This window comes from Patulibacter minatonensis DSM 18081 (assembly GCF_000519325.1).
GTDB classification, from domain to species: domain Bacteria; phylum Actinomycetota; class Thermoleophilia; order Solirubrobacterales; family Solirubrobacteraceae; genus Patulibacter; species Patulibacter minatonensis.
Genome location: NZ_KI912613.1, coordinates 585,836 through 606,063 on the forward strand (window position 1 = coordinate 585,836; position 20,228 = coordinate 606,063).

Below are 20,228 nucleotides of genomic sequence, written 5' to 3' on the forward strand. Positions count from 1 at the left end.
CTCGAGCGCCGCGAGGCGTGCCGCGGACCGCCGGGCAGCGGTGGCGCGGCGACGCGCCACCGCCCGGCGCGCCGCGGCGCGGAGCCGGGCGAGGGCCGCGAAGCGCCGTGCTTCGTCCCGCCGGAACGCCGCCCGGCGGACACCGGCGCGGGGCGGCGGGCGTCGAGGATCGGCCGCGGAGGGGCGTCCGGTCCGGCGCCCGCGACCCGCTCCCGCCGCCCCGGCACCGACCCGTCCGGCGCCGGCGCCCGCCCGGCCGGCACCGGCACCCGCAAGACCGACTCCCGCGCCCGCTCGCCCGGCGCCGGCACCCGCCCGACCGGCACCGGCGCGGGGCGGCTCGTCGGGATCCGACGGGAGCGCGGCGGCGGAGTTCCTGCCGTAGGCGGGCGTCCCCTGCAGCGCCGGGCGTCGCCCCCCAGCGCGGCCGACGGACCCGACGCGGGTCGTGTCGGGTTCGGTACCTCAGCGGTCCACGATCCGACACACCGGGCCCGCCCGTGCCGTCAGACCTCGTCGTGCGCCGGGGCGCCGGCCGCCTTGCCGCGGATGTCGGCCAGCTGGTCGTCGATCCAGTCGCCCGGGCTGCGGCGGAGGACGATCTCGCGCAGGCCGTCGGCGCGGCGCTTGCGCTCGGCGCCGCTCATGGTGAGGGCCCGGTGGATCATGTTCGCCAGGTCCTGCACGTCGAACGGATTGACGGTGAGGGCGAACTCGCCGAGCTCCTCGTGGGCGCCGGTGTTCTCGGAGAGGATGGAGACGCCGTCGCGCTCGTTGACGATCGGCCCCTCCTTCGCCACGAGGTTCATGCCGTCGAACATCGCGTTGACGATGTGGACGTCGTAGTGGCGGTAGGAGGCCATGGCCTCCTCGAGGTCGTCGCGGAGCTTCAACTGGATCGGCATCCAGTCCGGGGTGCCGTGGCGGTGGTTGACGACCGCGACCAGGGCCTCGATGCGCTCGAGGTACTCCTGGTACTCGGGCACGTCGGTCCGGGACGGCATCAGCTGCGCGACGAACGTGACGCGCTCGCGGAACTCGGGGTGCTGGTCGAGGAAGAGGTCGAACGCCGAGAAGCCGCGCAGGACGTTCTTCGACAGGTCCGCGCGGTCGACGCGCAGGATCATGTGGTCGCGGCGGCGGCGGAGGAGCTCGTCCTCGAACTGCCGGACGCGGACGCGGCGGGAGACCGTGCGGGTGGCCGCGGCGTCGATCGGCAGCGGGTAGGCGCGGACCCAGACCTCGCGGCCGTCGATGTGGACCACGCCCTGCTTGTGGTCGACCTCGAGGTCGAGGAGGTCCTCGCAGCACTGCAGGAAGTTCCGGCGGTAGTTCCGCGTGTGGAAGCCGATGATGTCGTTGGCGAGGATGCCGCGGTAGATCTCGTCGCGCATCTTCGGCGGCAGCACCCGCCAGGAGTCCGACTGCGACCACGGGATGTGCACGAAGTGGTGGAGGAAGACGTCCGGGCGGCGCTTCCGGATCATGCCCGGGAGCAGGTAGAGGTGGTAGTCGTGGACCATCACGACGGGGTCCTCGACGCCGTCGATCTCCTCGACCACGGCGTCGGCCATGTCCTCGTTGACGAGCTTGTAGCCGTACTCGTACGCCTCGACCTCGTGGGTGCGGATGTCCGGCGCGTTGGACTGGTCCCACAGGTAGTGCTGGATGAACCACAGCATCGGGTTGCTGATGATCGAGTAGAAGCCCTCGTAGGCCTCCTCGTCGGACACCACGAGCCGCACGTCGTAGTCGCCGCCCACGGGCGACTGCACGGTGAACGCCTTGCCGCCCGCCTGCCGCGCCCGGTCGGCGTCGCCGCGCCCCATCGCGCTGGCGATCCAGGTGACCGGCCGGTGCGACGCCAGACCCGTCAGCGCCGTCACCAGGCCGCCGGTGCCCCGGCTGATCGTCCCGTCGGTGTCGAAGGTGACCGGCCCCCGGTTGGAGACCAGGACGAGCGGCTTCTGGGGGCGATCCGGCATCGGACTCCAGGGTATCGGGGCGCCTCTGCGACCCCGTGGACGGAACGTGACCGTGCATGGATGCCCCGCCGGGGTCGCCGGCATGCGTCGCGACCGTCCGACGCGACGCGGGCGGGTTCGCGTCGCGCCCGAAGAGGCCTGCGGGTGCCCGATGCCGCGCCGCAGCCCGGCGTGGCCCTACCCGCGACGCAGCGGGCGGGGCCCGCACCCCATCCTCAGCCCTTCGGGGCGACCGCCGGCCGCGTGCCGAGCTTGACCTTCACGTCCCGCTCCTTGCCGCCGCGGAAGATCTTCATCGTCACGGTCTGCCCGGGCTTGAAGCCCTGGACGACCTCGGCGACGTCGGTGGAGGTCTTCACCGGCTGGTCGTCGATGCCGACGATCACGTCGCCGCCGGGGGCGAACGACGAGACCTGGAAGGCACGGGCCGGGCCGGACGGGCCGCGCAGGCCCGCGTCGTCACCGGGGCCGCCCTTCGGGATGTCCTGGATCCAGGCGCCGCTGTCGGTGCCGAGGTCGAACTCCTTCGCCAGCTGCGGGTACACGCCGACGGTGGAGACGCCGAGGTACGGGTACTTCGCCTTGCCGGTGCCGCGGATCTGCTCGATCGCCCGCTCGACGGTCTTGGCGGAGATCGCGAAGCCGACGCCGGAGCCGTCGCCGCTGGAGGTCTCGATCTGCGAGTTGATGCCGATCACGCGGCCGCGGGCGTCGAGCAGCGGGCCGCCGGAGTTGCCGCGGTTGATCGCGGCGTCGGTCTGGATCGCGTCGACGGTGTCGAAGCCCGACGTCGACCGGATCGAGCGGTCGAGCGCCGAGATGACGCCCTCGGAGACCGACTGCTCCTCGCCGAACGGGGAGCCGATCGCCACGACCGGGTCGCCGACGTGGGCATCCTCGGGGCCGGCGAAGCGGAGCTTCACGAGATCCAGGTCCTTCGGATCGATCTTCAGCACCGCGACGTCGTTGAAGCGGTCGGTGCCGACGACCTTCGCCGCCACCTGGTTGCGGTCCGCGAAGCGCACGAACACGCGCTTGGCGACCGGCGACGTGGCCTTCTCGCCGAGGGAGACGACGTGGGCGTTCGTGACGATCTCGCCCTTGTCGGAGATGACGAAGCCGGAGCCGAGACCGCCGGCGTCGGTGTTCGTGGCGCCGGCGGCGATGATCGTCACGACACCGCCGCCGAGGCGGGTGTAGATCGTCCGCGGGTCGATCGCGAGGCCCTTCTGGCTGCCGGAGTCGGACTGGATGTCCGGGATCGCGGTGACCGATCCGGACCCGGAGGACTGCGTGGAGACCGACGCCTTCGGGGAGTCGTCGTCGCCGCCGCACGCCGCGAGGGCGAGTGGCGAGGCCGCGAGCAGGGCGATCGCGGCGAGGCGTGCGGGTACGGCGTTCATGCAGGGAGCTCCAGGGTGAAGGTCGTCGTAGTGATACCCGATCCGCCCGCCTCGACGCCGAGGGTCCCCCGCATGCGGTGCGCGAGCTCGCGCGCGATCGCGAGGCCCAGACCGGCCCCCGAGCCGTCGCCGGTGCCGTGGAACGGCTCGAACACGCGGGGCAGGTCCTCGGCGGAGATCCCCGTGCCGTGGTCGGTGACCTGGATCCGCGCGGCACCGCCGCCGCGCGACACGCGGACGATCACCTCGTCCGTGGTCCCCGAGTGCTTGAACGCGTTGTCGACGAGGATCCGGACGATCTGCGCGACCCGCTCGGGGTCGCACCAGTGCTCCACCGGGTCGCCGGCGAGCCGGACGGTCAGCCGGCGGCCCTCGCGCTCCGCCCGCGGGACGAACTCCTGGGCGACCTGGCGGGCGAGGTCGTGGAGGTCCGTCATCTCGGGACGCAGGTCGAGGCCGCCGCTCTCGAGCTTCGAGAGGTCCAGCAGGTCGTAGGAGAGGCGCGTGAGCCGCCGGACCTGCGTGGCGAGCTGCTCGAGGAACGCGCGCCGCTCCTCCTCGTCGAGCTCCTCGTCCTGCAGCAGCTCGACGAACCCGGAGAGCGACTGCAGCGGCGTGCGCAGCTCGTGCGAGGCGGTCGCGATGAACCGCTTGCGGCTGGAGTCGAGCTCCTTCAGCTGGTGCTGCATCGTGTCCAGCGACCGGGCCAGCGCGCCGAGCTCGTCGGGGGCGTCGACGTCGAACCGGGTGGCGAAGCGCCCGGCCGCGACCTCGCGCGACCCGTCCTGGAGCCGCCGCAGGCGGGTGGAGACGCCGACGGCGAACGCCGTGCCCGTCAGGACCGCCACCACGAGCCCGAGGATGCCGCCGAGCACGACGCGGCGCCGGACGAACGACACCGTCGCGCGGACGTCGGCGAGGTCCTCGGTGGCCACGACCGCCCGCCGCTCGCCGGTCGACGTCCGGCCGGGCGACGCGATCGCCACCCGCGCGCGCAGCCGGTCGCCGTCGTCGACCGCGCGGGCGTCGTCGCGGTCCTCCAGGGACCGGCGGGCGAGTCGCAGCGCGGCGGGGTCCGACGACCCCGTCCCGGCAGAATCCCGGACGACGCGCACCGCGCCGGCGCCGTCCTCGGCGACCAGGAGGACGTCGGCGCCCGTGCGGGCGGCCACCGCGGCGACCACCGCGCGGTCGGACCGGGGACGACCGCCCGCCGGCGCGACGTCGGCCACCGCGGAGGAGGTGTCGCGGTCGAGCGACTGCAGGCGCTGCTGGGCGAGCGACGACTCGAGGCTCGGGAGCACCTGCAGCGCGATCGCAGCGACCGCGACGACCGTCACCGCCACGAACGCGAGCGTCAGGCGCAGCCGCAGCGAGCGTCGCAGCCGCGCGGTCGGCAGCAGCGCTCGGATCCCCGACGCGGACCCGTCGGGCCCACGGCTCGCCGGGTCCGCCATGCGATCAGCCGTCGACGTCGCGGAAGCGGTACCCGAGCCCGCGCACGGTGATGACGTACTCGGGGGCCTTGGGGTTCTTCTCGATCTTCTCGCGCAGGTGCAGCACGTGGACGTCGACGGTCCGCCGCTCGCGATACGCGGCCCCGCCCCACGCGCGCTCGAGGAGCATGTCGCGGGTGAACACCCGACCCGGCGCGTAGGCCATCGTCGTCAGGAGCTCGAACTCGAGGTGGGTGAGCTCGACCTCCTCCCCGCGCACGAGGACGCGGCGCCGGTCGGGGTCGACGACGAGGTCGCCGATCTCGATCGGCGGGGCCTCGCCTGCCGTGGCGGCCGGCATCGCGGCCCGGCGCAGCGCGGCGCGCACGCGGCTGCGCAGCTCGCGGACGGAGAACGGCTTGGTGACGTAGTCGTCCGCGCCGCTCTCGAGGCCCGTGACGCGATCGCCCTCCTCGCCGCGCGCCGAGAGCATGATGATCGGGACGGATGATCGCTGGCGCAGCTGCCGGCAGACCTCGAAGCCGTCGACGCCGGGGAGCATCACGTCCAGGAGCACGAGGTCGGGCCGGCTGCGGTCGAAGATCTCGAGCGCCGCGCGACCGTCGGCGGCGGTCAGGACCTCGTGCCCGTCGCGGCGCAGCGGGAAGGCCAGGAGGGTCCGGATCGATTCCTCGTCGTCGACGACCAGGATGCGGGCGGTGGAGGTCACGGTCGTTCGATGATGGTGGAATCGCGCGGCCCGCCGCAGCGGTCGTGAGGGTCTGCCCCGAAGGCGCGCCCGGACGGACCGGCGCAGCCACAGCGTAGTGCGCCGGTACGCTGGCGGTCCTTGGCGATTCGGATCGGCATCGGTGCGCTGCTCCTCGCGGCGCTGGTCGCGGTGTTCTCCCTGCGTGCGCTGCCTGGTCCCCTGACGGCCGACCTCCCCGCCGAGGCGTACGACGGCCCGGCCGCGAAGCGGATGAACGACCGCCTGAGCGAGATGTTCCCCGACCGTCGCGCCGGATCGCCGGGGGACGCCGCGCTCGGGCGGTTCGTCGCGACCGAGCTGCGCCGGGTGCTGCCGACGGCGAGCATCCGGGAGGACGAGTTCGAGGCCGACACGCCCGACGGCCGCCGGTCGCTGCGGAACGTCTCCGCCACGCTCCCGGGCCTGCCGGGCAAGGAGATCCTCGTCGTCGCGCACCGCGACGCGCTGCGCCGCGGTGCCGCGGCGGAGCTGACGGGCACGACCGCGCTCCTCCAGCTGGCCGCGATCGTCGGGCAGAACCGCTTCCGGCACACCGTGCAGTTCGTGTCGACCAGCGGCGGGTCGGGCGGCGGCCTGACCGGCGCGACGCGCCTGGCCCGTCAGGTCAAGGGCCGCGTCTCGACCGCGATCGTGCTCGGGGACCTGTCGGGCGACCGGGCCCGCGGACCGCGGGTCGTGACGTGGGCCAACGGCACCGCCGCGGGGTCCCTGCGGCTGCAGCGCACGCTGGAGACCGCGCTCCGGGCCGAGAACCTGCGCCCCTCGGACTCCGAGGCGATCTGGCGGCAGATCGTGCGCCGGGGGCTGCCGGCCACCGTCGGGGAGCAGGGCGAGCTGAACCAGGCCGGCGTGCCCTCCGCGCTCCTGACGTCGGAGGGCGCGTTGCCGGGCGCCGCCGACGCCCCGGTCGTCGGCGAGCGCTTCGCGGCGTTCGGCCGCGCAGCGCTGCGCGGGCTCCTGGCGGTCGACGAGCCGTCCGCGAGCGTCGGCCCGCCCCAGACGGGCGTGGTGATCGCCGGGCGCGAGCTGTCGGGCTGGGCGCTGCGGGTCCTGCTCCTGTGCGTCCTGCTGCCGCTGACCGGCGGTGTGCTCGTGCTGTCGATCGCGCTGGCCCGCGACGGCGTCAACCTGCTCGCCGGTCTGGCGTGGACCGCGGGCTGCGGCGTCGGCCCGGTGATCGCGGGCCTGGTGGCGATCGGCTCGGGCCGCAGCGGCCTGGTCGAACCGGCGGTCCCGGCACCGTTCGCGGGGCCGGCCCTGTCGACGAACGTGGGCTCCTGGGTGCTCGTCGTCGTCCTCCTGCTGGTCCTGGCGGGCACGACCGCTGCCGCGCGACCGTTCCTGACGCGCGAGGTCGCCGGGCTCCACCGGCCGACGCGGCCGGGGGTCGCGTTCGGGGTCTTCACGGTGCTGTGGGCGACGACGCTGGCCCTGTTCGTCCTCGATCCGCTCGCCGCGTTCCTCCTGCTCCCCGCGCTCGTGGCGTGGCCGGCGGCGGTCTCCCCCGTGCCGGTCGTCGCGCCCCTGCACCGGCTCGGGCTCTTCCTGGTCGGCGCGGTGCTGCCGGTCGCGGCGGCGACGACCGTCGTCGCCGACCTCGACGTCGGGATCCTCCAGGTCCCGTGGTGGCTCGTCCTGCTCGTGGCCGGCGGGCACGTGACCCCGGTGGCGATGCTGTTCATCAGCCTCGTCGTCGGGGCGGCGATCGCGACGGCGCTCTCGCTGGTGCCGCCGGTCCGCAACCCCTTCACGGGCCGGCGGGCGGCGCCGGCCGCGGCCGGGCGGGGACCGCGGCGCGGCGGGCGGCGTGCCCCCGCGGTGCCGGAGGACGCGGGTCCGAGCGCGGGCCGTGACGCCGGGCCGGGGCGCCCCCGCGGGCGATCAGGACGCGCGGGCCGCGGCGCGGGGCCGGGGCGCACCCGCCGGCGATCAGGACGCGCGGGCCGCGGCGCGGGGCCGGGGCGCACCCGCCGGCGCGCCGCCGGGGGGTCGGAGAGCGATGGTCGGAGCCCGGGCGACGGGGGTCGACTCGAGGACGACGCCTCCGACGGCCCGTTCGGCGTCGGCGAGCCGTTCGAACCCGTCCTGCCCGACGACGTCGTCCCGGCGGAGGATCCGGACCCGTTCGACGACCTGCCGTTCGGCCCCGACGACCCGCAGCTGCCCCGCCGCAGGAGGCGCCGCGCCGGGTCGTGAGCCCGCGCGCCTCTCGTGACGGCGAGCCGGATCGCGTCCGCGGCCCGAAGCGGCCCCGCTTGGTCGGTGACCGACCACGGGTGACCCCCGCGATCCAGGTCCCACGTTCTCCGCGCTTCCGAGGTCACCGATGGTCCACCGTCGACCGCCGAAGCCCCGACCAGGCCCACCACACGATCCCCGAGGTCACCGATGGTCGGATACCGACCACCATCGACCGCCGAAGCCCCGACCACGCCCACCACACGACCCCCGGGGTCACCGATGGTCGGATACCGACCACCATCGACCGCCGAAGCCCCGACCACGCCCACCACACGACCCCCGAGGTCACCGATGGTCGGATACCGACCACCATCGACCGCCGAAGCCCCGACCACGCCGCCGACACCTCCGCCGACGACCCCGCGGCCCCAGCCCCCGACCGCCTCGCCGGAGGCCGTACCCTACGCCCGGTGCTCGTGGCCGCGCACGGCGACCGGCGCGCCGTCCCGGAGCATCCGGACGCCCGGGGACTCGCCGGCCCCCGGCTCGCGGACGACGCCGACCCAGGTGATCCCGGACAGGCGGTCCGCGAGGGTCGGCGGTGCGGTGACCAGCAGCTCGAAGTCCTCGCCCGCCGACGCAGCGTGCACCATGGGGTCGCGCCCGAGCGCGCGGGCGACGTCCGCCACGCCGGCCTGGAGCGGCAGCAGATCGAGGTCGACGTCGAGGACGACGCCCGAGGCGCGTCCGACGTGCGCGGCGTCGGTCGCCGCCCCGTCGGAGAGGTCGATGCCACAGCGGACCCCGGCCTCGTTCAGCGCGAGCCCGGCCTCCAGCCGCGGACGGGGGCGCAGGTAGCGCTCCAGCAGCCGTCCGTGGACGGCGTCGTCGAGCGCGCCGCGGTCGGCGTCCCCCAGGACGAGCGCGAGGCCGGCCCCGCTGCCGCCGAGGGCCCCGGTGACGCCGACGCGGTCGCCGGGCCACGCGCGGTCGCGTCGCAGCAGGGCGTCGCTGCCCGACGCCCAGCCGACGACGGTGACGGTCATCACGAGCGCCGGCCCGGAGGTGACGTCGCCGCCGGCGACGGTGGTGCCGGTGCGGGCCGCGAGGGCCTCGAGACTGCGGACGGCGCGCAGCACGTGGTCGTCGTCCCAGTCGGCGGGGACCGTCAGCGCGACGTAGGCCTCGCCCGCGGCCACGCCCATGGCGGCGAGGTCCGAGAGGGCGGTCGCCAGGGCGCGGTGGCCGACGACCTCGGGCGTGCTCAGCGGGTGCCGGTCGGGCAGGTGGACACCGAGCACCGTGGTGTCGGTGCTCGTGACCGCGACCGCTCCCGCGGGGCGGACGACCGCGGCGTCGTCGCCGGGGCCGATCAGGAGGCGTCCGTCGCGGGCCTTCAGCCCGGCGGTGAACGCCTGGATCAGTGCGCGTTCGCCCACGGTCGGAGAGCTCGGTGGGGACCCGGAGCGGGTCGGAGGGAGCGCGCGGGACCGGTTCGACGCACGGTCGTGCGCCGCGTCCCGACCGGCGTCCTACCGGTGGCGGTAGACGATGCGCGCGCGGCTGAGGTCGTACGGCGAGACCTCGACGCGGACCCGGTCGCCCGGGAGGATGCGGATGCGGAAGCGTCGCATCTTGCCGGCGACGTGTCCGAGGACCTCGTGGCCGTTGTCGAGCTGCACCTTGAACATCGCGTTCGGCAGGGCCTCGACGACCTCGCCCTCGAACTCGACTTTGTCTTCTTTGGCCATCCGACCTACGGTACCAAGGCCCGGAGGCCCGACGCGGAGCGCCTACCACGCGCATCGCCTGCCATGGCGGGGGATGCGCCGGCCGGACCGGCGCCCCGCCTACGGCGTCGGCGAGGTGTCGTAGGTCTGACCGGTCCCGGTGCCACCGGCGTCGCCGGTGCCGTCGACCGTGTTGCCGTACTGGTCGACGGTGTTCCCGTACTGATCGGTCGTCGTGGTGCCGGCGGAGCCCGACTTGCCACCGGGGCGGCCCTTCGTGCCCTTGAACGGCACGAGCCCCTGGAACTGGCCGCAGAAGTCGCCGTGCGCTCCGGCCATGTACTCCTTCCAGATCGGCGCCGAGACGCTGGCGCCCTGGATGTTGCCGCCGGCCTGGGTGGTCGAGACGATCGTCTTGCGGGACGTCGGGTACCCGACCCAGACCGCGGTGGCCAGCCGCGGGGTGAAGCCCGCGAGCCACACGTCGCTCGGGCCGTCGGTCGTGCCGGTCTTTCCGCCCGCGGGGCAGCCGAAGTCGGCCGAGGCCGCCGTGCCGCCCTTGATGTCGGCCTGGAGGATGCGGTTGACCTCGGACGCGACGTCCTGCGGGATCGCGCGGGTCCGGCGGACCGGCTGCGGGCGCTTGACGTCGCCGTTCTCGAACTCGACCTTCGTGATCGCGCGCGGCGTGACGCGCATGCCGCCGTTGGCGATCGTCGCGTAGACGCGGGCGATCTCCATCGGGCTGACGCTCGCCGAGCCGAGCGACTCGGACGGCAGCGACTGGAGCTTCGACGTGATGCCCATCGCCCGGGCGGTCTTCGTGACGTTCTTCATGCCGACGTCGAGACCGAGCTGGAAGAAGACCGTGTTGACCGACTTCAGGGTCGCGGTCTTCAGGTCCATCGACCCGCCCTTGCTGCTCTCGCCCGCGAAGTTCTTGACGACGCCGGTGCCGTACTGCGGCGGGATCGGGATCGATCCCGGCGCCGGGTAGCTCGTGCTCGGGCTGATGCCCTGCTCGAGCGCGGTCGTCAGCACGATCGTCTTGTAGGTCGAGCCCGGCTGACGGCGACCCTGCGTGGCCAGGTCGTACTGGTTGCTGCCGAACTGCGTGGACCCGGTCGAGGCCTCGATGTCGCCCGTGGCGGGGTCGAGCGTGACGATCGCGGCCGACGGGTCGCCGGCCTTCGGGTTCAGCTTGTCGGACATCGCCTTGCGCGCGAGGTCCTGCTTCTTCAGGTCGAGCGTCGTGTAGACCTTCAGCCCGCCCTGGGCGACCCGCTTCTTGCCGTACTTCTGGACGAGGATGTTGCGGACGTAGTTCAGGAAGAAGCGCTCGCGCTTGTTCGTGTAGTAGCTGCCGCCCTTCTTGACGCCGAGCGGCTTCTCCTGCGCCTCGAGCGCCTCGGACGTCGAGATGTACCCCTGCGCCGCCATGCGGCCGATGACGTCGTTGCGGCGGCGCAGCGCGCCCTCCGGGTTGACGTACGGGTTGTAGTCCGTCGGCGCCTGCGGCAGGCCGGCGATCATCGCGGCCTGCGGGAGCGTCAGCTTCTTCGCCGTCGTCTTGAAGTACACGCGGGCGGCGGCCTCGACGCCCTTGATGGCCTGGCCGCCGTAGGTGCCGTACGGCGCGGTGTTCAGGTAGGTCGTCAGGACCCACGTCTTGCCCTCGCGCCCGGGGTGGCGGTCCTCGAGCTGCTGGGCGAGCTTCGCCTCGCGGATCTTGCGCTTCAGGCTCGAGGTGGTGTCCTTCGTCCACAGGTTGCGGATCAGCTGCATCTCCAGCGTGGACGCGCCCTCCGCGTTGCCGCCCTCGGAGATGTTGCGGGTCGCCGCGCGGAAGATGCCCTCGACGTCGACGCCGGAGTGCTCGTAGAAGCGGCGGTCCTCGACCGCGACCGTCGCGTTGCGGACGAGGTCGGTCATCTCGCTCGTGCGGACCTTCTCGCGCAGCACCGGGCCCGGCAGGTAGCCGAGCTTCGTGCCGTCCTTGGCGTAGACGACCGACGGCGCGCCGGGGTCGACCTGATCCATCTCGTTCAGGTCGACGGAGTCGGCGACGCTGACGACGTAGCCGACACCGCCGATCGCGCTGACGCCGAGACCGACGAAGACGACGGCGAACAGCACGAGGAGCACCCGTGCCGCACCGCCCTTGGAGCGTCGCTGGCGACGCTTGCGGGCTGCGTGGGACATACCTGTCGGCCACGATACCCGCCCGAGGGCCGTTCTCCTGCCGGTTGCATCGACGGATGCGCGGTCGAGCGGCGACGGCACCCGCCCGCACCCGCCGCCGGGGCGGGTCACGATCAGGCCGGTCGCGGGAGCGGACCGCGATCCGCGATCCGGCCACCCGAGGTGGGGGCGGGCCGCCACCGGGCCGTTCCGAAGGATCGACGAAGCACGCGCGGCCCCGCGATCCGCAACCATGGGGGCGGATGGGGCGACACACAGAGCTCGAGCGCCCCGCCGTGCTCGAGCCCCTGCCCGCCCCGCCCGGGTCGCCGGCGCCCGCCCCCGCGACGGTGGTGCCCGCCGCCCCCGCCGCGCCGCTGAGCTGGCGCGACACCGCGCGGGTCGTGTGGCCGCCGTTCGTGATCACGCGGATCGTCGCGCTGATCGCCGGGCTGCTCGGCACCGCGCTGTGGCCGACCCACGAGGCGTCGGACACGAACGACCCGCTCGGCCTGACCCGCGGCTTCGGCGAGCTCGGCGACCGCCTGCTGGCGCCGTTCGCGCACTGGGACGCCGTCTGGTTCCTCGACATCGCCAACAACGGCTATCCGACGGACTACGCCCCGAGGACCGCGTTCTTCCCGCTCTACCCGGCGATCCTGCGCGTCGGCGACGCGCTGTTCCAGTCGCCGCTGCTCTTCGGGCTCCTCGTCTCCACCGTCTGCGCGTTCGTCGGCACGATGATCGTCCATCGCCTGGCCGAGCTCGAGCTCGGCCGGCCCGCGGCCCGGATGACCGTCTGGGTGCTGCTCGTCTTCCCGGGCTCCCTGTGGCTGACGGCCGTCTACTCGGAGGGCCTGTTCCTGCTGCTCTCGGCCGCCTGCCTGTACTTCGCCCGCGAGGGCCGCTGGGGCCTCGTCGCCGTCGTGGGGGTCCTGGCCGCGACCACCCGCAGCGCCGGCATCGTCCTCGTGGTCCCCGTGCTCGTGTTCGCGTGGCAGCAGCGGCACGCGCTGCTGGCCCGGGCGGGCGCCGCCAGGGGCCTCGTGCCGGCCACGGCCGGAGGCACGGTGGGCGTCGGCGGATCGGCGTCCCCCACCGGGCCGTCCCGGCCGACCCCCACCCCGACCGGTCGGCCCGTCCGGCTGATCGACCGGCTGCCGATCCCGGCCCGGGCGGCGCTCGGGCCGCTCCTGGCCGCGGCCGCGGTCGTCGGCGGCCTCGTGCTCTTCGTGGTCGCCCTGCGGCTCAACGGGTTCGGGTGGCGCGCGACGTTCGACCAGCAGGAGGAGTGGGGCCGGCGCAGCGTCGGGCCGCTCGACGGGATCGTCCGGGCCGTCGACCACGGCGTCGACGGCGCCCGGCAGGTCGTCGACGCGGCCGGGATCTCGCTCGCCCGCGCCATGCAGGCCGACTGGATGGACCCGCTGCTGCTCGTGTTCCTCGTCGTCGGGCTCGTGGCGCTCGTCGGCGCCGCCCGACGGCTCCCGCCCGCCTACGCGGCGTACGCGGGCTGCGCGCTCCTGATGCCGCTCAGCGCCCCCGGGGTCGTCGACGGCACGGCGCCCCTGATGTCGCTCCCGCGGTTCCTCGGGGTCCTCTTCCCGCTGGCGATGTGGGCCGGCTGGTGGCTCTCCCGCGGCCCGCGACGGCGCACGCGGCAGCTGGCGCTCGGCGCCACGGGCCTGCTGCTCCTGATGCTCGTCTCCGAGCTGACGGCCCGCTGGATCTTCTTCGCGTAGCGCCGTCCGGTCGTCGCGCGGCGCCCGGCGGTGGGCCGTCCGGGAGGTCGCTCCGGATACCCTGGGCCCGGTGAAGCCGCCCGAGTCGACGACCCCGTCGTCCCCGTCGTCCGCGGAGCAGGGCGCACCGGCCGCGACCGACGGCGCCGCCGTCCCGCCGAAGTACTGGGGCTGGCAGGGTGCGGCGCTGGCGTTCGTCGCGGCGTTCGGCGCGCTGATCTTCGTGTCGATCCCCGCGGTGGCGATCGGCGACGACACGCCCGGGGCGACGGCCGCCGGGTCGGTCGTGAGCTCGATCCTGACGTGCGTCGTCTTCGTCGGGATGCCCGTCCTGATCCTCTCGATGCTCGTGGGTGGCCTGCGCCGGCGCGACGTCGGCCTCGTGCTCCCGTCGCGGAAGCTGTGGAAGATCCCGCTCTACGCGGCGATCGCCTTCGTCGTCTACCTGCTGCTGTCGAACGGCCTGCGGGAGCTCCTGGACGCCGGGGACCAGGAGGACGACCTGCCGAAGAAGCTCGGCGCGGAGGGCTCCGCCGCCGCCGGCATCGTCATCGGCATCGCGGTGACCGTCTTCGCGCCGATCGGCGAGGAGTTCCTGCTCCGCGGCATCGTCTATCCGGGGCTGCGGGACTCGCTGTCGGGCGTGACGTCCAAGTGGACGGCGATCGGGATCGCCGCCGTGCTCGACGGGATCCTGTTCGGCGCGCTCCACATCGGCGGCTCGAAGCTGGTCTTCGTCCCGATCCTCGCGGTCTTCGGGATGGCGCTCTGCCTGCTCTACCAGGCGACCGGCTCGCTCTACGCGAACATCCTCGTCCACGCCACGAACAACACGTTCGCGATCGGGATCGCCCTGGACTGGTCGTTCCTCGGCGGCCTCGCGCTCTGGGCCTTCGCGGTCACCTGCATCACCCTGATCGCCCTCGCGGCGCGGGCCCTCGAGCTCCGCCTGCCGCCTCCCCGGCCTCGACCGGGCGCGGTCGCAGCCCACCGCTGACGGGTCCACGGCCGGCGCGCGGCCGCATCACGGCCCCGACGCCCGGCCGGGACGACGCGACATCCGCCCGACGACGCGGCCGCACGCGGACGAGGGAGTTCCCGTATGAGGATCGCGGTACGACCATCCGGACCGGGGTACCATGATGCGATGAAGCCGCGTCGTGTCCCTGGTCGCAGAGCAGCCCTCGTGACGGCCCTCCCGGCCGCCGCACTGCTGGTCCCGACCGCCGCCCACGCCCAGTCACCCACGACCCCGGCACCGACCACCCCCGCGCCCGCGCCGGTCCAGACGAAGCTGACGCTCGTCACCGAGAAGGCCCGCACCGGCGAGGTCCTGAAGGGCACGAAGTGGCGGGCCCTCGCGGTCACCGACCAGTTCGTCGCCGGGACGAAGGTGCGCGTGTCCTACACCGCGGGCAAGCGCCGCGTCTCCAAGCTGATCACCCTGAAGCAGCAGAAGGACGGCGAGAAGGGCTACGTCCGCATGGCGCTGCCCAGCAAGGTCGCCAAGAGCTCGCGCGTGGTCGTCCGGGCGTCGATCCCGAACAACATGCCGATCGTCGCGGTCATCGCGAAGACCCGCGTCGTCCGGCAGGCCACCCCGAACGTCAGCCCGGGAGAGCGCGGCCTCGCCGTCCGCATGCTGCAGGACATGCTGGCGAAGAAGGCCTACGTGATCGGCAAGAAGGGCGTGTACGACGCCCGGACCCAGCGCGCCGTGCTCGCGTTCCGCAAGGTCCTGCGGATGGACGCCACGACCCAGGCCAACTCGGCGGTCTTCCGTCGCCTCGTCGCCGGCAAGGGCACCTTCCACCTGAAGTTCCCGAAGCACGGCCGTCACGTCGAGGGCGACATCGAGCGCCGCGTGCTGGTCCTCGCCGACAAGGGCAAGGCCATCCGGATCTACCACACGTCGCCGGGCAAGCCGTCGACCCCGACGATCCGCGGCAGCTTCCGCGTGTACATGAAGGACCCGGGCACGAACGCCAAGGGCATGTACAAGAGCTCGTACTTCATCCGCGGCTACGCGGTGCACGGCTACCCGTCGGTCCCGGCCGGCTACAGCGCCAGCCACGGCTGCTTCCGCGTCCCGATGTCCGACGCGGTGAACATCTACAACTTCATGACGCCCGGGATGCCGGTCGACACGTACTAGCAAGCGGGCGGGGCCGGGCGACCGGCCCGGCTGCAGCGGCCCACGCGGGGCGCGCCGCGCGCCGCGCAGCACCCACCGCCGGCCCGAGGGCCGGCGGTCGTCGTTCCGGGGGCGTCCGCCCGGGCCGCCCGCGCCAGCCGATCGGCCGGCGCCCCGTCCGGCCTACTTCTTCCTGAAGCCGACCGTCGCCGCCTTCCCGGGCGCGGTCGTCGCCGTGACGCTCAGCTTGTAGCTGCCCTTGCCGAGCCGGCCGAGCGCGATCGTGCCCTTCCCCTTCCGCACGGTCTTGACGAGCGTCTTCACCGTCCTCGAGCCGCGCTTGACGACGATCCGGACCTGCCCGGCGGCGCTCGCGGTGTAGCTCAGGGTCGTGCCCTTGACCTTCAGGCCGGTGAGCTTGGGCGAGGCGGCCGCGACGGTCGTCGTCTTCCCGGGGACGGTGACCGTCGGGCCGGGGACCGGGACGAGCGTCGGCGCAGCAGGCGCCAGCGTGGTGAGCGCGATGTCGGGGCCGTTCGTCGTGCCGCCGCTCGTGGTGACGACGAACCGGTAGTGGCTGTTGGCGCCCGCCGCGAGGCCCTCGAGCGCCGCGGCGACCTCGGTCTGACCGCGACCGGCGGCGAGGCTCCTCGGCGTCGTCGCGCTGCCGTACGCGTCGGTCGGGCCGTACTCGACCTTCCACGTGCCGGCGAGGCCCTTCGTGTCGGCGATGCCGGCGACCGTCGCACCGTTCGTCGTGATGTTCGACGGGGCGCCCGTGATCGCGACCGGGGCCGGACGGAACTCGTCGGCGCCCGCGTCCGGCGCGTCGCCGAGCGTGCGCGGGTCGCCGTCGACGTCGAGACCGCTCGACCCCGGCGCCGCGCCGGCGGCGTCGATCGTCGGGGAGCCCGCCGCCTGGTGGACGTCGCCGGACGCGGCGCCCACGAACAGCGGGGTCGCCGTCGAGTTGCCGCCGCCGTTGACGACGGTCGGGGCTCCCGTCGTCGAGAACGAGGCGAGACGCGCGAACGACGATGCGACGTTCAGGGTCGCGGAGTCGGTCGCCTTGACGACGCTCGCGTCGTTCGTCGGCCCGCGCAGGATCGAGCCGGTGACGGTGGCCTGGGCGGAGCGCCCTGCGACGCTCTCCACGCGGATGCCCGCACCGGTCGCGCCGTTGGCGACCGCGGTCACGTGGTCGAGCTGGGCGCTGACCGACCCGAACGCCGCCGGACCGCTGACCTGGACGCCGAAGCCCGATTCGGCGACGAACGAGGAGTCGCGGATCGTGACGAGGTCGCCGTCCATCACACGCGCACCGGAGGCGTTCCCGACGGCCCGCGACGAGACGCGCTCGACGACGCTGCCGGCGAACGCGGTCAGCGGCGTCCCGCCGGCGGTGCTGGTCCCGACGAGGTCGACGTCGGAGATCCGGCCGTAGCTGCCGACCCGCATGCCGAAGACATCACCGAACGTGATCGTCGGCCGGGGCTGTCCCGCCTGCCCGTGGACGTACGACCCGCTCGGCGACGTCACCTGGGTGGGCTGGGTGTACGAGCCCGGCGTGAGCACGATCTCGTCGCCCACGGCGGCGCCGGTCAGGGCGGCACCGAGCGTGCAGGGCGTCCCGACGGGGCAGGCCCCGGACGACGCACCGGTGGGCGCGGCGTACCGGACGGCCGCGCCGGCGGTCGCAGCGGTCGCGGGCAGGGCGGCGCCTGCGACGAGCGCGACGACGAGGATGCGGGGTGAGCGGGCCATGGGGGTCCTTCCTGGCGGTGGTCGCTGCAACCTAGGTGGCGCCACCGGCCCCGAGGTCCCGGATCGGTCCCGTCCGGACCGACGTCGGACCCCGCGGCCGGCCAGGGGATCGACCGCTGCCCCGGCGGGCGCCGACCGTCGTGGCGGACGGTCGCGGCCCCGCGCTCCGCCGCCTCCTCGTAGCATCAGCCCCCTGATGCCTGAGCCCGGGAACGCCAAGGACCGCCTGGTCGCCGAGCTGCGCCGGCACGCGCTGGTGATCGGGGAGGTGACGCTGACGTCCGGGAAGACCGCGTCGTACTACGTCGACGCGAAGCGCGCCATCCTCCGGCCCGCGGGGTTCAAGGCCCTCGGCGAGCTCCTCGCCGTCGAGGTCGAGCGCCTCGGTGCCACGGCCGTCGGCGGCCTGACGATGGGGGCCGACCCGGTCGCCTGCGCCGCACTCGCCGGCGGCGCCGACGCCAACGCGTTCTTCATCCGCAAGGAGGCCAAGGCCCACGGGCTGCAGCGCCGCGTCGAGGGCCCGTTCCTCGGCGACGCCGACCGCTGCCTCGTGGTCGAGGACGTCGTCACCACCGGCGGCTCGACGGTCCAGGCCATCGAGGCCCTGCAGGCCGAGGGGCGCACCATCGTCGGCGTCGTCTCCGTCCTCGATCGCCTCGCCGGCGGCGGCGAGCGCATCGAGGCCGCCGGCGGCGCCCCCTACGTCGCACTCACCACGATCGACGACGTCCACCCGGACCGTCCGGAGGCCTGAGCCATGACCTTCCTCGGCGTCCTCGTCCTCTTCCTCGGCATGATCGTCGCCGGAGCCGGCGCGGGCCTCGCCCTCTTCGAGCGCGTCGCACCCCGCGGCACGCTCCGCCTCATGGGCATCGGCTCGGTCGTCGGCATCGTCGGCCTGGCGATCACCCTGTTCAGCGCCGACGAGAACGAGAAGCTCTCCGCGGGCACCTTCATCCCCCTCGCCCTCGTCGTCGCGATCGTCCTCTACGCCGCCTGGTTCGCGAGCCGCTCCGACCGCACCACCTGACCCCCCGGCGGGCCCGCGCCCGCCCGAGGGGACGCACTAGGATTCCCCCTCCCGCCCCCGTAGCTCAGTGGATAGAGCAGTGGTTTCCTAAACCATGTGCGCAAGTTCGATTCTTGCCGGGGGCATGCTGGACGTCCGAGGATCGGCCTCCCGTGCGAGCGCGACCCCGCCGCGGGACCGCCCGCACGAAACCGGCGTTCTCCGGGGCACCCCGGCGGGGCGTGCGTTCGTCGGGGCATGGTCACGCTCGACGACGGCGGGGCGTACGTGCACCTGATGCCGGGTGAGGCGTCGATCGTGCGCGAGTCGATCCCGCTCGACGAGCTCGACGCGGCGGACCGGGTGCCGACGCTGGACGCGCTCACGCTCGACCTCGACCACTACGGGCGGCTGATCGGCATCCGGGTCGCCGGCGCGCCCGACTCGGTGCTGCTGCCGGCGCTGCTCGACGCGGCACGAGCCGGCTGAGGGTCGGGAGCCGGACCGGAACGCACGACGGCCGGCCCGCCCCCGGGGACCGCCGGCACACTGGCGGGTCCGGGGGCGAGCGGGCCGTGCCCGATCGGGTGGCGGTGCCCGCCACGTCGAGCCGCTCCTCGATCCCCCCGAGCGTCGTCGCGTACGCCTCGGTCATGTCGACGTCGAGACGATCGGCGAGGACGAGGACCCACCGGAGGAACCCGGCGAGCTTGCCCTCGAGCTGCTCCGCCACGCCCCCCTCGGGCGCCCAGCGCCCCTCGAGGACCCGCTCGCCGGCGCTCCCGGCCTGCGCGAACCGTCACGGACGTGGCGCGCTGCCGCTACCGTGAGCGGTGCTCCGGCCATGTCGGGCCCGGAGGCTCCCCCGTCCCCGAGGTCCCCGTGCGCGCTTCACGCCCCGCCCTGCTCCACGTCCTGCCGCTGGCCGGCGCCGTCGTCGCCCTGGCGACCGTCGGCGTGCAGGCCGCGTCCGCCGCGTTCCTCGGCGAGGCGGAGGACCCGGCCGGGGATGCGACGGTGCCCGAGGCCGAGCGGGACATCACCGCCGCCGGGTTCGGGTACGACCCGGCGACCGGGCGGATGGGTGCGGCGGTGCGCCTCCGGGGCCCGTCGGCCGGGGCGCCGGCGACGCTGATCGCCTACGCGGGCAGGCGCACCGCGACGGGCTGCGACCGCGGACCGACGATCGGGTTCGCGTCGGACACCGACCGGGACGACGCGTCGTGGCTGCGGACCGCCGCGGACGCGAGCATCGTCTCCCGGGGCCGGATCGACAAGGCCGGCGGGCGGTCGGCGCTGCAGCGCTTCGACGTCTCGAGCTCGGCGTTGCGGGACCTGAAGGCCGACTGCGCGCTGATCTCGACGACCGCGCTCGGCGACGGGACCACGATCTACGACCGGCTCTCGTTCGACCTGAAGGGCCAGCCGGAGCTCAGCCTCAGCACCGCCGGCCTGCCCAGCCGACTCACCGCGTCGTCCAAGCGGCACGCATTGCGGGTCGTGGTGCGGAACCCCGGGCACGGCCCCACGGGGAAGGTCCGGGTGCGCCTCGGGACGGTGCGCGGCATGCTCGCCACCCGGTCGACGGTGACGTTGCCCTCGATCGCGTCCGGGAAGTCGCGGACGGCGGCCTTCCGGGTCCGCTTCAGCAAGCGCGCCCGCCTGCGCACGGAGATCCCGGCGACCGCGAAGGCCGGGCGCCTGACCGTCGAGACGGTTCGCGACGTCCGCGTCCAGCAGCCGCAGGCACGGAAGCCGCGGCGCTCCGGTGGTGGCGGCGGGACGGGCGGGACGCCCTCGAGCTGCGTCCGGTACTTCCCCGACTTCTCCGGGGAGTCCGGCGGGTCGCTCGGCCTCGTGCCCTGCCTGCGGTAGCGCGGGGCGCCTG

General features: G+C 74.3%; 16 protein-coding genes and 1 tRNA gene. 9 read left to right on the plus strand and 8 right to left on the minus strand.

Annotation, left to right across the window (positions count from 1 at the left end; translation table 11 throughout):
- Positions 1–506: 506 nt before the first annotated feature.
- The 4 genes from PATMI_RS0102820 to PATMI_RS0102835 all read right to left on the minus strand — a co-directional run bounded on the left by PATMI_RS0102820 (position 507) and on the right by PATMI_RS0102835 (position 5,554).
- Positions 507–1,985 (minus strand): alpha,alpha-trehalose-phosphate synthase (UDP-forming), encoded by a 1,479-nt coding sequence (locus PATMI_RS0102820; RefSeq protein WP_026909771.1) that lies wholly within the window; start codon positions 1,983–1,985, stop codon positions 507–509.
- A 215-nt stretch (positions 1,986–2,200) separates the two neighbouring features.
- On the minus strand, positions 2,201–3,388 hold the full coding sequence (locus tag PATMI_RS26925; RefSeq protein ID WP_051470973.1) for a S1C family serine protease: 1,188 nt from the start codon (positions 3,386–3,388) through the stop codon (positions 2,201–2,203).
- Entirely contained in the window at positions 3,385–4,845 is a 1,461-nt protein-coding gene (locus tag PATMI_RS0102830; RefSeq protein WP_026909772.1) for a sensor histidine kinase, read from the minus strand. The genes PATMI_RS26925 and PATMI_RS0102830 overlap by 4 nt, the downstream gene beginning before the upstream one ends.
- A 4-nt stretch (positions 4,846–4,849) precedes the next feature.
- Positions 4,850–5,554, minus strand: coding sequence for a response regulator transcription factor (locus PATMI_RS0102835; protein WP_026909773.1), 705 nt, complete (start codon positions 5,552–5,554; stop codon positions 4,850–4,852).
- Between the two features lie 120 nt (positions 5,555–5,674).
- On the opposite strand from PATMI_RS0102835, the gene PATMI_RS0102840 reads away from it, so the two are divergent.
- Positions 5,675–7,792, plus strand: coding sequence for a zinc-binding metallopeptidase family protein (locus tag PATMI_RS0102840; protein WP_026909774.1), 2,118 nt, complete (start codon positions 5,675–5,677; stop codon positions 7,790–7,792).
- A 446-nt stretch (positions 7,793–8,238) separates the two neighbouring features.
- On the opposite strand, the gene thiL is transcribed toward PATMI_RS0102840, so the two are convergent.
- From thiL to PATMI_RS0102855, 3 genes are all read right to left on the minus strand, one after another.
- Positions 8,239–9,216, minus strand: coding sequence for a thiamine-phosphate kinase (gene thiL, locus PATMI_RS0102845; protein WP_026909775.1), 978 nt, complete (start codon positions 9,214–9,216; stop codon positions 8,239–8,241).
- Between the two features lie 93 nt (positions 9,217–9,309).
- The gene (infA, locus tag PATMI_RS0102850) at positions 9,310–9,528 is read right to left on the minus strand and encodes a translation initiation factor IF-1 (RefSeq protein WP_007577037.1); all 219 of its coding nucleotides are present in this window, start codon (positions 9,526–9,528) and stop codon (positions 9,310–9,312) included.
- Positions 9,529–9,627: 99 nt separating this feature from the next.
- Positions 9,628–11,709 carry a transglycosylase domain-containing protein gene (locus PATMI_RS0102855; protein ID WP_169738319.1) on the minus strand — a complete coding sequence of 694 codons (2,082 nt, stop codon included), beginning with the start codon at positions 11,707–11,709 and terminating at the stop codon, positions 9,628–9,630.
- Between the two features lie 242 nt (positions 11,710–11,951).
- Between PATMI_RS0102855 and PATMI_RS33765 the strand changes: the two genes are divergently transcribed.
- From PATMI_RS33765 to PATMI_RS33770, 3 genes are all read left to right on the plus strand, one after another.
- Positions 11,952–13,430: a mannosyltransferase family protein gene (locus PATMI_RS33765; RefSeq protein ID WP_051470974.1), complete on the plus strand. Its 1,479-nt coding sequence runs from the start codon at positions 11,952–11,954 to the stop codon at positions 13,428–13,430.
- A 70-nt stretch (positions 13,431–13,500) separates the two neighbouring features.
- Positions 13,501–14,427 carry a CPBP family intramembrane glutamic endopeptidase gene (locus PATMI_RS0102865; protein ID WP_026909778.1) on the plus strand — a complete coding sequence of 309 codons (927 nt, stop codon included), beginning with the start codon at positions 13,501–13,503 and terminating at the stop codon, positions 14,425–14,427.
- Between the two features lie 150 nt (positions 14,428–14,577).
- On the plus strand, positions 14,578–15,585 hold the full coding sequence (locus PATMI_RS33770; protein WP_169738320.1) for a L,D-transpeptidase family protein: 1,008 nt from the start codon (positions 14,578–14,580) through the stop codon (positions 15,583–15,585).
- Between the two features lie 162 nt (positions 15,586–15,747).
- Here PATMI_RS33770 and PATMI_RS0102875 read toward each other — a convergent pair whose 3' ends face one another.
- A complete protein-coding gene (locus PATMI_RS0102875; protein WP_026909779.1) occupies positions 15,748–17,328 on the minus strand; it encodes a hypothetical protein in 1,581 nt (526 codons plus the stop codon).
- A 196-nt stretch (positions 17,329–17,524) separates the two neighbouring features.
- On the opposite strand from PATMI_RS0102875, the gene pyrE reads away from it, so the two are divergent.
- The 5 genes from pyrE (at position 17,525) to PATMI_RS0102900 (ending at position 20,215) form a co-directional block, all read left to right on the plus strand.
- Entirely contained in the window at positions 17,525–18,085 is a 561-nt protein-coding gene (gene pyrE / locus PATMI_RS0102880; protein ID WP_026909780.1) for an orotate phosphoribosyltransferase, read from the plus strand.
- Positions 18,086–18,088: 3 nt separating this feature from the next.
- The gene (locus PATMI_RS0102885) at positions 18,089–18,361 is read left to right on the plus strand and encodes a hypothetical protein (protein ID WP_026909781.1); all 273 of its coding nucleotides are present in this window, start codon (positions 18,089–18,091) and stop codon (positions 18,359–18,361) included.
- Positions 18,362–18,414: 53 nt separating this feature from the next.
- Positions 18,415–18,486: transfer RNA gene (locus tag PATMI_RS0102890), tRNA-Arg, on the plus strand.
- Positions 18,487–18,598: 112 nt separating this feature from the next.
- On the plus strand, positions 18,599–18,829 hold the full coding sequence (locus PATMI_RS0102895) for a hypothetical protein (RefSeq protein WP_026909782.1): 231 nt from the start codon (positions 18,599–18,601) through the stop codon (positions 18,827–18,829).
- Positions 18,830–19,222: 393 nt separating this feature from the next.
- A complete protein-coding gene (locus PATMI_RS0102900; protein WP_026909783.1) occupies positions 19,223–20,215 on the plus strand; it encodes a hypothetical protein in 993 nt (330 codons plus the stop codon).
- The last annotated feature ends 13 nt before the right edge of the window (positions 20,216–20,228 follow it).